Source organism: Flavobacterium sp. SLB02 (assembly GCF_009664855.1).
GTDB lineage: Bacteria > Bacteroidota > Bacteroidia > Flavobacteriales > Flavobacteriaceae > Flavobacterium.
Map to the genome: position 1 here is coordinate 2685699 of NZ_CP045928.1, position 12045 is coordinate 2697743.

The window sequence follows — 12045 nt, forward strand, 5'->3', positions numbered from 1 at the left end:
GGATTATGATTTTAAATTTATGTGCTGTCCAAAGTTGCCTACAACGTCAGTCTGTGAAAAAACTAAAAATGATCCTCTGAGAATTGGCTGTACGAAATTTTTCTCCGACAGGGATCCAAATAGTTTCTCTTTTTGACTTAGTTTTTTCACAGCCTGACGTTCTGGCACTACAGCGGGTTTGGGACTAAATTAAGCCCATTCTTCGGATTTGCCAAATCATACCAATACAAAACCAACTTTCCATTAAGCCAATTGCCCAAATCCGTTGTAGTAGTTGTTAGCGGTTGTGTTTTTAGTTGATAGTTAATTTGTCTAATTGAAAATTGTATGTGTTTCCAATTTTCATATCTTCCATTAACACTTTAATATTCTCTTTACTCTTTTCTGTTATTTCTATTTTAAAGAAAACATTTGTTTCACTATTTATGAAATATTTCTCTTTAATTATCCCAGTTATTTTTAAATCATTTTTAGCATTATAAATCCAATCCTTACTGTTTTCATTTATAACTGCCATACTTTCACCGTTATGAGTGTACACAGGATAATAAATATTTATTTTGTCTCCAACTTTGTATTTCTTGTAGTTTTCAATAGCTATTGTTTTTGACTTTTCATCATTCTCAATTATTGGTTTCCAATAATCAATATAATGTTGAGCTTGTTTTTCAAGATTTAAATCTTTATGATTTAATTTTCGATGTAGTGATGTTAAAATTATTGAAGAAATATCGTCTGGATGATAGATACCAATTGTGTTACATTCTTTTACAATTGATTCGTTTCCATTTCTTATCCAATTATTTCTTATCCACATTCCAACTGTCATATGCAATTCTGTTACAGCTTCATTTTCAGGTTTGCTTTTGAATGAATTTTTAGCACTTTCAGTCCAGTTTTTCTCAAAATAATGTAAGGATTCGTCAAGACTTGAAGGTACATTTTGGCTACAAGATGTCAGACAAATCATTAATGCCAATAATAAATAAATTTGTTTCTTCATCGTTATTTTTTTTAGCATAACCGCTAAAGTTCTGGCGCTTGGCGAGGTTGGGGATTAAAGATGCGGGATTTTTCGGTCGAACACAATTTTACAAACACAAAACTATCTTTAAATTCAGCCTAAAAACCCAATCTGGCCAAACGGCTGTTAGCAACCGTTAATATACGTATTCAGATTTTCGTTCTTCAAATACATTTCCACTTTCTGCATCGATTGATATTGAATTGCAATGGTTACATTCGTTGGTTATTTCCCAGTAATAAAGAATAGAATTTTTTGATTTGTATTTCGGACTTGATTTGGGATATTTATAAATCTTAAAGAATATGTTTATATTTTCTCCTGAAATTTCATATTTCCTTGCGATCTCTAAAGCCGTTTGTCTATTTATTTTAATTTTATTTTCTGCAAACCTACGCAAACCTTTCAGTAAATCTGTATTTATATTAATTTGCCTATTCAAAGAATCAAAATCAATTTCGATTGTTTCTTGGAATTTATTTTCAAAACTAAAATCATAGGAAATTCTATAAAAGTTTGGCTTACAATTTACAGAATCATTTAGCCGAAATTTATTTTCTCCACATCGTAAATAAGTTTCTTTAGAGTTAAGTTTGAAATATTTTTCGAATTCTTTTTCTGAAAAACTTTTAAGAAATAACTCTTCACATTTTTGATTTAACAAACTAACATTATTTGAAATATTTCGATCTTTTGTTTTAAACTCAAATTCTGTTGCACTTTTTTTACAACTAATAAAAATAATCATTATAATCAAAAATGTCTTTTTCATACGAGTTCGAAATTAATGGTTGCTAACGTTCTGGTACTACAGCGGGTTTGGGACTAAATTAAACTCATTCTTCGGATTTGCCAAATCTTCCAAATACAAAACCAACTTCCCATTAAGCCTATTACCCAAATCCGTTGTAGCTGTTATGTGCAGTGTTTTTTTACTTTCAGTGTAGAATTAATTACAGCTTTTATCACAGTTATTATAACTAATATTTGAAGAAAAGAAAACAAAGCTATTTCATAATTTAAACCTGTTATTTTTTCAGCTGGAAGTTCTTTTTCAAACACATTCTTCATATTTTGAGCAATATCAATAAAATTCAAGAAGAAGTAAGTCAAGGCTAAACCAGCTATCAGCAAAATTAAATTATGAAAAAGGTTTTTGAATTTTTGCTTAAACTGTCTAACTAATGTCAATATAAACAATGAAACTAACCAAAAGAAAGATAACATTAATCCAGCTGTCATTTGTATGTTATTACCAAAAACGGGGATGATAAAAAGGGTTTTAGAATATGTAATTCTACTAAGGAAAGCTATTCCAAATAACCCGATTATTAAACTCAACAAAAAATATAAAAATTCAAATAGTATAGTTTTTTTCATATCATTTAGTTACTGTGGTTTTGCATTGTGCATAACGTTCTCGCGCTACAAGCAGTTTGGGATTAAATAAGCGTTATTTTTTGGATTGCCTGATCTTCCAAATACAAACCAATTTTTCCATTAAGCCTAATGCCCAAATTGCTTGTAGCGTGTGTTGGTGGCTGGGCTTTTTTTATCTTGATGTTCTAGTTTATTATTTGCTTTTATTTTTTTCTTGATTTATAAAATATAAAAAGCCCGAATAGAAATATGCCTATAAATACTACTGAATATGTTTTCCAATTTGCCTTGAATTTTTCTTCTATTTCACTATAGTTTTTTATACCAATTAACTTAGTTTTGATGATATCTTTTTTGTCTTTTACTAACCAACCTATTTCAGGTCTTAAAGTTAAAGATTTTTTATCTTGTTTTATTCCAACAAAACCAGCCAAAAATTCCATTTCATATTCATTGCCAAAATAATTCCAAATAAAATTTGCTTTAGATAGTCCGTTGTTAAACTGATTAGTTTCTAGTCCTTCCATAAATTCTTTTGGCTCTCTTTCTATATAAGGATTTTTAATCATTTTTTGATTTCCTTCACTTATGTATGGGAAAAATTTAATGACCCAGCCTGTTATATATGGTCCACCACTTTCATATTTTCTTTTAAAAATGTTTGACCAAAAATTATTGTCAATTTTATTTTCACTTGCATTTATGAATTGTTGAATAATTGGTTCAAGTGAATTTATCCACTTATCTATACCATATCCTTTAAAACTTTTTATGTTTGTTTTTATTTTTTGCCAATCTTCTTTTGTACCCTCAATATTAATTTCTGGAATTCCGCAAGCCGTAGCGTATTCATATTCGAAGTATCCGCTCATTACATCTAATAATGCTATTTCGTAAGCTGCCTTTTCTGCTGAAGTTGTAGTACTAAATGATTGAACATATAAATTATGTATATCAGCTTTAACGTATTTAGAAATTGAATCTGCCATAATAGGAAAAGCTAATGGCCAAGGAGAATTTATACTGCCTTTTATAAACTTATCGCTTATTGGTTGTGTCTTTACAATTAATTTCTTTTTTTCGTCAAATGAAACAAATTTAGTTCTTAATTTTTCAGTATTATTATTTACGTGAGTGGAAAATCCTTGACATATCAACAACCAAATCATATCAGGACTTATACTTATAGGTCGATGATCAGCATAAGCAATATAAAGTGAATAAACGAATGGATGTATATCTGTTTCGACCAACAATTCATTTCTAAGTTTAAATTCACACGCTTCAAATTTTCCTCCAATTCTTTTTTCAATTGCTTTTACATAAGATACTTCACATAGTGGTTTACTAGCTAATTTAACATCATCACAAACTATTCTAATTTGTGCATTTAGTTTACAGATTATAATAAAAAATAAGATTGTAAATATTTTTTTCATTTTGTTGATGATAATCTTCTTAATCTTGACAAAATAGCTTGTCATTCTATATTTTTATCTCACGTTTCGGTAGCCTTGCCACCAACGTTCTGGCACTACAGCGGGTTTGGGACTAAATTAAGCCCATTCTTCGGACTTGCCAAATATTTCAAATACAAAACCATCTTATCATTAAGCCAAATGCCCAAATCCGTTATAGGAGTGACTGTTATGGGCACTTATATTACATCCTTAATTTCTATACTTTTTAAATTCTGTTCAGATTTAGTAAGTAATTGGTCAATTTGTTTTTCAATATCGCTAAAATCTTTTTTATCGATTAAGCAACTCTGCCATCCAGGTTTGACCGCGATTCCGTTTTGTTCAATCCAAGCAATATTTATAAAATTCCAAAGAGATGAATCAACACCTTTTGCTGTAAATGTTGGCTGAATAATAATTGCTTTTTTAATTTGATTCTCACACCAATCAATTCTTCTTTCCTCAAAGGTTACCATTTCTCTTGGAAAATGTGGCCTGTCTTTCGACAAAGTTGCATTAAGTTTTATTGCAAAACTGTACAGTTTGTCATCAATTGTCTTGAACTTATTCATTTTATTTTTTATCACAATACTGGGAATTGCCCATAACGTTCTCGCGCTACAAGCAGTTTGGGGTTAAATTAAGCCCTATTTTCGGATTGGCCAAATCTTCCAAATACAAAACCAATCTTTCCATTAAGACAAATCCCCAAATTGCTTGTAGCGTGTGTTGGCAGTAGTTATTTTATTCTGTTAGTAATTTGCCAATTTCAAATATTTCCGCATATCTAGATGATAAACCAAAAACCAAAATACTTTTTTCATCAATTACTGCCTCAATGTCAAAAAGCATTTGTTTATATGACGAGTTAGGTAAGTTTTGCACACTTCTATACGCTACAAATTTTTTAATATTCGTCATATAAAATGAGGGTACTACATCAACTACAATTGTAGAGTCTACTTTTTTACCATTATAATAAACATCTCCATGCAAATTTGGTGACAGTGTAATATTTGAGATAGTATCTTTTCTGTGTCCAATATAAATTTCAAATTCAAGAGGTATTACACTTTCCCATCCACCTGTTATTTGCCCTTTGATTTGAAATTTTCGTACTTTTTTATCTAAAGATATTTTTTCAGGTATTATTTTTAATCCATTTATTTCTGGTTCAGTCGATTTGTAAATTATAGAATCAGTCTTAGGATCGATGAGTTGCATCTCTGTCTTGTCTTCTGTGTAATCTCTAAAGCAAGGTATACCGCTGAATACGTTTTTCAGCCAACCAAAATTAAATCTATTTTCATCTACTTTGTATTTCAACAGCTTATTGTAATCAATAGTTTGATTATTGTTTTGGGCAGATATAAATCCTGTCCAAAGAAATAAAACTAATATATGTGTTATGTGTTTTTTCATAATTACTGCCAACGTTCTGGCGCTTGGCGAGGTTGGGGATTAAAGATGCGAGATTTTTGGGTTAAACACAAATTTTCCAAATACAAAACTAACTTTCCATTAGCCTAAAACCCCAATCTTGCCAAACGGCTGTTATGCACCGTATTTTCTCTTTCTGATATACATCATTGTTTCCAAAATAATTGCCCCCAACAATGAAAGCATTCCGATTCCAAGTGTTAAGTCTTTAATTAATGTCGTCTTGTTATAAAATGATTCAATTAATACTGAACCCGCAACAAAATACCATAAAACATTTTTCAAGCGATTCAACTTTCTATTTTCAATCGCATTAGTCCACTTTGGATAATTGTCATTGTCTGGATAAAGTTTTACTAATAATTCAAAGTCAGGTCGTGCCAATTCGAATTTGTCAAGGTAATAATTACAAATTCCACGATTGAATATCAAGGTTTCATAAAACTTTACGTTTGATAAAGTCTCTGCTGTGAATTTTGTATTATTTTCGAGAAGATTAAGTGCTTTATCAATTGAAGGAATAGCTTTTCTATAACTCTGAGTTTCTGCAAGAGCAATTCCATAATCAGCAATTAGTTGAGAATAGATGTCATAAGAATCTACAGTTGCTTTATAGTCTATAGTTTCGATTGTCTTTTGGTGTCGCTCAAAATTATGAATGAGGTCACGATGAGATTTTGTGTTCTCTTTACTATAAATATCGTTTGCTATTTCTTTTATGTCGGTCATTGTTCTTTTCTAATATGGTGCATAACTTGTATATATGTCTGACTACGTCCGACTTATACACCCTAAATTGGGTCGCTTTGTCTGACAATTGTCAGTGTTATTTATTTTCAAAAATAGGATTTTTATTTCATAACCATCAAACGGACTTTTTGTTTGTTGAATACTTTTCGTACTAACATGTGTATAAATTTCGGTGGTCTTACTGCTTTGATGGCCTAATAATTCTTGAATATACCTTAAATCAGTTCCGCTTTCAAGTAAATGTGTAGCGAAACTATGGCGCAACCAATGTAAACTTACAGGTTTTGTTATGCCAACTTTTTTGAGAGCTTATTTTAATACACTTTGCAAACTTTTTTCTGAATCACATTACTGGATTCATTAATTATAACTTCCCAATCATATTACTCCTTTGCTGATGAAGGCGCTTTATAAGCTCCTTTATTACAATTGTTATCCATAAATGATTTCCAAAAAAGCTAAAGATTATCCGACAAATATTTTAAGATGCAAGTGCAATAATCATATAATAATCTTCAATAAAGTGGTTAGATAATTGAATGCTTCCCGTTACTAAGACAAAAGCTTCAGAGAAATCTGGAGCTTTTTGTTTTAACCCGATCAGTAAAAGTCAGGAGACTTTTATATTAAATTGGCAGTACAAAACGCTGAAAAGGCTTCACGTGATATCGATCAGCAACACTCAGACATACCTTATTACTTATATTCTCTTTTGTCTGTTTTAGATATTTTACAATATCAGAAGAAGTATAGAATCTTTCTAAAAGCTGAATATCTGCTTCGAAAGTTTCGGCAGTAGTGGCATACAAGGCCCTTGGAATTATAATAGCTTTATGATTTTCAACATCAAGCTTATTATAATCCATATCCCAAAATAAATATTTAGGAAAAATGTCCACTATGTTGACTTTTGGTCTCATTTTACAAATATACAACTATTGTATTATATTTTAATATTCTCCTTGCTTCTTTCTTATTTTTAGCACTTTAAAGATCAACAGTATTAAACATTATAGGTAAAATTAACAGCAACATTCTGAGAATTTCTTGAACTTTTTTTTCCTATTTATCTAACTATATCATAAATATATTCACTCATTATTTAATGGAAAATTAAAAATTTTAAATTAATCATTTTGCCCTTTCAATATCTTTATATCATTCATAAAATGGTTCGAGAATTGTCCCATTAGGCTACTACTTGGGACAAAGAAGAAATATTCTTCTTTGTCCCTTTTTTTATTTAAGGTTATTTGACTGTTTATATAGGATCAATACAAAAACCTGTTAGAAAGCTTTTAAATGAACCATTTTCAATTTTGCGTTTTTAAAAACACAAAATATTCTTATTTTGCACTTTACAGAATACATTTTTTACTATTTTTGTATTATAAAAAATACATTTTTAAAAATGAAAGCCTTATTCCAAAGACATATTAGTTTGGTAAACCAATCTCAGTTCAAATTTGAGCGTTACTTATTGAATCAACTTCCGTGGGATCAGCGCTTATTGGGTATAAAAGGAGCCAGGGGTGTGGGAAAAACGACTATTTTTTTGCAATACATCAAAAAAAATTATGGTCTTTCAAGCCAAGCCCTGTATGTATCATTGGATAATATTTATTTTTCAGACAATCGTTTGAGTGATTTGGTTGAAGATTTTGTAAATCAAGGCGGAGTGCATTTATTTGTAGATGAAGTTCATAAATATCCGGACTGGTCTGTTGAATTGAAAAACATCTACGATAATTACCCTAACTTAAAAGTAGCTTTCACGGGTTCTTCCTTGCTTGAAATATTAAATTCTCGTGCTGACCTTAGTCGTCGTGCTTTAGTTTTTGAGATGCAAGGTTTGTCGTTTCGTGAATATTTAAGCTTTAGACATCGAATTGAAATCACTTCACTAACTTTAGAAGACCTACTAAATAATCACACCCAAATTGCGCTTCAACTTGATTCACGGTTCAAAGCTTTACCCTTGTTTGAAAAATATTTACGGGTGGGATATTATCCTTTCTATCAGGAAAACTCTAATTTGTATTATAAGCAATTACAGGAAGTAATCAATATGATATTAGAAATTGAACTGCCTTTATTGCGCCGTACAGATACAAATTTGATTTTCAAAATTAAACAGTTGCTTTATATAATAAGTCAATCAGTCCCTTTTAAACCAAATGTTTCGGCTTTGGCTAATAAAATTCAGGTTACTAGAAAAACAATTATAGACAATCTTTTACATCTTGCTGATGCAAGTGTAATCAATACAATTTACAAAAATCAGTTTGGCGTGAGTTCATTGCAAAAACCAGAAAAAATTTATCTTGAAAATACCAACTTTATATATGCCTTAAGTCCAGAAGAACCCAACATAGGCAATGTGAGAGAAACTTTTTTCCTGAACCAATTAAGACAGAATCATCGTGTAACTTACCATGACAAAGCTGATTTTACAGTAAACGAAAAATATGTTTTTGAGATTGGAGGAAAAAACAAAAGTAAAGCGCAAATAGCTGGTTTAAATAACGCCTACATAGTGCAAGATCAAATTGCTTTTGGAATTGAGAACACCATTCCTTTGTGGTTATTTGGTTTGTTATATTAATTAATGTAGTAAAATCGTCCATAAACTAAACAACAGATCCTTTAAAAAGTTTTAACACATCAATAAGTATATTGTGTGGTATTATTTCTTTTTCAAAGGACAAAATAAATGTGGGTTGTTTGTATTCGAAATAAAACAATTATTGTAATATTTTAAAATTATAACACCCATGCTATACTACTATAATAATCATCTATAAACTGGTTAGATATTTGAATGCTTCCCGCTACTAAGACAAAGTAAAAGCCTGAGAAATCTAGATTTCTCAGGCTTTTTTGTGTTTCTAAAAATCTTTTTTAATTAAAAAACACAAACTATCAGTGTGTTCAAGGAAAATTGTTTCGAGTCCTTAATAAGTCCTTCTGGAGTTGTTGTGCACCCAACGTCAGAGGACTACAGCGTTTAAAAATAAATTAAACCCATTCTTCGGATTTGCTAAATCATAACAAATACAAAACCAACTTTTCATTAAGCCGATTGCCCAAATCTGTTGTAGCATCTATGTTATCTGGCGTGCTTTTATCTCTGGTTCAGAACCTCCAATATTTCTTCTGAAGGAGCATCACATTCTGAGTTGGTCAAGTACAAGTCAAAAGCTTGATTCAGGACTTCTTTGACAGTTTTAGATAACTGTTTTTTGGTAACACTTTTTTCTGGAAAGTCATAATCTATTTCAAGATTAAAAATGATATCGTCAACCTCCGTTTCATAGTCATTTAAATCTTGAATGCTATGTTCAGCATTTCCTAGAGGATTCCATTGTTTTAGTATCGACTTAATTTGTTCAATTTTTTGTTGATTCATTTTGTCTATGGATATTTGTATTTAACTTAATAACCTTATTTAATATTGGATTTTATATTTACTTTGTTGCCATGAATCAGATTACGGGTGCGGAGTCAGATCACATTTGTATAACTTTTCATAAAAAATTTTCGGGAAGCGGTTTAAATTTTAATTCAATTGCTGGTCAATTAAATCGATAAGAGTTGAATCTGAAGCATCACCGGTAATAATTTTTCCGTTTTTATCTATGAGTATTTTTGTTGGGATAGCCTCAATTTTGTAGTTAGAAGCTACATCAGTTTTATAATCGAATATAACGTTGAAACTGTATTTTTTATCTGAGATATAAGTATTGACTTTTTTGAAAGTGTCTTCTTCTTTTCCTTTTTCAAAAGTATTGACAAACAAAAACTCTACATCTCTACCTTTGTATTTACTCACTAATTCCTGCATTTTAGGAAAAGAAGCTTTGCATGGTCCGCACCAGGTTGCCCAAAAATCAAGAATCACTATTTTTCCTTTGTAATCAGAAAGATTGACTTGTTTTCCTTCCAGATTTTTAAGCGAGAAATTTGAAGCTGTTGCACTTCCAAATCTTGCAATAACCTGTTCTTCCATTTTGGTTTTGGTAAGTAATTCGGCTTTTTGCTTTAGTTTTTCATATTGATCCAGCGGAATATTTTGTGCAGTATAATTCGTTTTTAATGTAGATAAAAATGCAGCAGGAACAAGTTGGTCATTGTTGATTTCGTTTTCAATATATTTATTGACCTCATCTCTACTTTTTACCTTTTGCATATAGGCTAAATAACGTTCTTTTCCACCGGAATCAAAACCATTGAATCCTCTAACAATTTCCTGATATTTAAAAGCTCCGTCATAATCACCTTGTTTGTACAAGATCAATGCATAAGTATCTGCAAACATATTATACATCCCTTTATAGTCAGGATTACTAGCTATTTTTTGATTTTCGTCAAGAATGTCCAGAGATCTTTTTGAAATTTTTTCGGCAAATTCAATATCCTTTGCGGGTGTTGTTAAATCCTGGCCAGACAATTCCCATGCAGTTTGATTGTAACTCGATGTAATTGCGACTTTATTTTTTAAGGTATTTTCTAAATTAATTATTTTTTCAAGATCTCTGTTCTGAAGGTAAATATTCATTAAAAAGTATTTGAAAGTAAATAATGTATTTTCAGAAGTATCGTGATACTTTGTTTTTACGGTATTCATGCTTGCTAAAACAGACGCTTCGGTTTTATTTGGATTAGAGAAAAATTCATGAAGAAATTTCGTCTTTTCGAGTTCGCCACCAGGATATTTTTTTAAAATTTTCTGATCCAGTATTTCTTTTTCTTTTACCATTTCGGTTCTCTCGTAAATATTTGAAGCCAATATTAAATATTCTTCAGTATTTTTCTTGATGCATTTTTGGGCGAAAGCTAAAAATTCTGGTTTGGTTTTATCTTTATTTATTCGTTCTTTTTGAACAAGATACTGATAAAAAGATTTATCATTTTTTAAATTTGGATATTTTGCAAACAAAGCCTCGTAGTCAGCCACCATGATTTCAGGTTTATTATCAGTTTTTAGTTTTAAACCAAAAAAGCCAAAATTTCTCATAGAAATTTCATTGGCCAACGTTTTACTTAATTCAGTCTTGTTTTGAGTTCTTAAAAGTACAGAATATCCTTTCTCACTATTGTCATCGATTACTTTTTGATCATTATTGATCGTTAACAAAATCGTTCTGGAAGAATCCGGTACTTTTATTGCAAACTCGTAAAATTTATTCTTTTTGACTAATTTTTTAAATTCAATACCATCTTCGTTATTAGCTGCGTAGATTATTCTGGCTTTTGATTGGTCGGGAATTTCGATCCCTGTGGGAGGTTCATAAATATAAGTATTTTCCTTTCCAATATTAAATTTGGAGTCTTTTAAATACACTTTTCCGTTTTGAGAAAAAGAATTATTAATAAAGGTAATAAACAATAAAATGAGGATTTTTTTCATTTGGTTTTGGAATTTGTTTACAAAGATCTTAATTTTCTAACGATAGCTAAATTATAGAATATTAGACTTACTAGTTTTTTATTAAGAGAATATTAGCAAAAAAATATATCTTTTTTTCACTGCAAATTATCAAAAGGACTTTTAATTTGATTGATGCTTGTTGACATCTATTACGAGTAGCTATACAAACAAAAAACAGAGAAAAAATTAAGATGAGCATGCTCAAATATTGTAGTAATCCAAGATAATGAGGTTAAATATTTGAATGCTTTCCGCTATTAGATAAAAGTTTCAGAGAAATCCGGAGCGTTTTTTGTTTTGAACTACTTTGTAATAACTTTGCGTTCACGAGCGGGGCGCCATAATTTAAAATGGGCTCAAAGCCCTAAAAGCAGTAGCGTAGTGCAAGGCACTACGAATTAAATCAAAAGTGGAAATTGCCCTGAAAGGGCAAAAGAAAATTGAGAAAAAAGATTCAAAGAAAAAGATGTTTTCTACGCGAATATCATACAAAATATGTTAAACGTGCTTTTTGAAATTAGCCTTGCACCCTTACAGGGCTTAAAATTATAATCGTTTTT

At 30.3% G+C, this 12045-nt stretch carries 11 protein-coding genes and 1 pseudogene; 1 reads left to right on the top strand and 11 read right to left on the bottom strand.

The features are described 5' to 3' along the window. Window positions 1-292 precede the first annotated feature (292 nt). From GIY83_RS10175 to GIY83_RS10215, 9 genes and pseudogenes are all read right to left on the bottom strand, one after another. The gene (locus tag GIY83_RS10175) at window positions 293-1003 is read right to left on the bottom strand and encodes a DUF6794 domain-containing protein (RefSeq protein WP_208686766.1); all 711 of its coding nucleotides are present in this window, start codon (window positions 1001-1003) and stop codon (window positions 293-295) included. Window positions 1004-1160: 157 nt separating this feature from the next. Beyond that, window positions 1161-1796, bottom strand: a complete 636-nt coding sequence (locus GIY83_RS10180; RefSeq protein WP_208686769.1) for a hypothetical protein — start codon at window positions 1794-1796, stop codon at window positions 1161-1163. 143 nt (window positions 1797-1939) lie between these two features. Continuing rightward, complete coding sequence (locus GIY83_RS10185; protein WP_208686771.1) at window positions 1940-2404, bottom strand: hypothetical protein; 465 nt, start codon at window positions 2402-2404, stop codon at window positions 1940-1942. Between the two features lie 203 nt (window positions 2405-2607). Further along, window positions 2608-3843, bottom strand: a complete 1236-nt coding sequence (locus GIY83_RS10190; RefSeq protein WP_208686773.1) for a DUF4419 domain-containing protein — start codon at window positions 3841-3843, stop codon at window positions 2608-2610. Between the two features lie 218 nt (window positions 3844-4061). After that, window positions 4062-4436 carry a hypothetical protein gene (locus GIY83_RS10195; RefSeq protein ID WP_208686776.1) on the bottom strand — a complete coding sequence of 125 codons (375 nt, stop codon included), beginning with the start codon at window positions 4434-4436 and terminating at the stop codon, window positions 4062-4064. Window positions 4437-4608: 172 nt separating this feature from the next. Beyond that, the gene (locus tag GIY83_RS10200; protein ID WP_208686778.1) at window positions 4609-5286 is read right to left on the bottom strand and encodes a hypothetical protein; all 678 of its coding nucleotides are present in this window, start codon (window positions 5284-5286) and stop codon (window positions 4609-4611) included. 132 nt (window positions 5287-5418) lie between these two features. Beyond that, window positions 5419-6033 carry a hypothetical protein gene (locus tag GIY83_RS10205; RefSeq protein WP_208686780.1) on the bottom strand — a complete coding sequence of 205 codons (615 nt, stop codon included), beginning with the start codon at window positions 6031-6033 and terminating at the stop codon, window positions 5419-5421. 135 nt (window positions 6034-6168) lie between these two features. Continuing rightward, window positions 6169-6363, bottom strand: a pseudogene (locus GIY83_RS25110) (tyrosine-type recombinase/integrase); the annotation flags it as partial. 317 nt (window positions 6364-6680) lie between these two features. Continuing rightward, window positions 6681-6974: a hypothetical protein gene (locus GIY83_RS10215; RefSeq protein ID WP_208686782.1), complete on the bottom strand. Its 294-nt coding sequence runs from the start codon at window positions 6972-6974 to the stop codon at window positions 6681-6683. Between the two features lie 491 nt (window positions 6975-7465). Here GIY83_RS10215 and GIY83_RS10220 point away from each other — a divergent pair, with 491 nt between their 5' ends. Continuing rightward, complete coding sequence (locus tag GIY83_RS10220) at window positions 7466-8659, top strand: ATP-binding protein (RefSeq protein WP_208686784.1); 1194 nt, start codon at window positions 7466-7468, stop codon at window positions 8657-8659. Between the two features lie 519 nt (window positions 8660-9178). Here the strand turns inward: GIY83_RS10220 and GIY83_RS10225 are convergent. Both GIY83_RS10225 and GIY83_RS10230 read right to left on the bottom strand, forming a co-directional pair. Then, window positions 9179-9463, bottom strand: a complete 285-nt coding sequence (locus tag GIY83_RS10225; protein ID WP_208686786.1) for a hypothetical protein — start codon at window positions 9461-9463, stop codon at window positions 9179-9181. Between the two features lie 150 nt (window positions 9464-9613). Beyond that, complete coding sequence (locus GIY83_RS10230) at window positions 9614-11464, bottom strand: TlpA disulfide reductase family protein (protein ID WP_208686788.1); 1851 nt, start codon at window positions 11462-11464, stop codon at window positions 9614-9616. Between the last annotated feature and the right edge of the window lie 581 nt (window positions 11465-12045).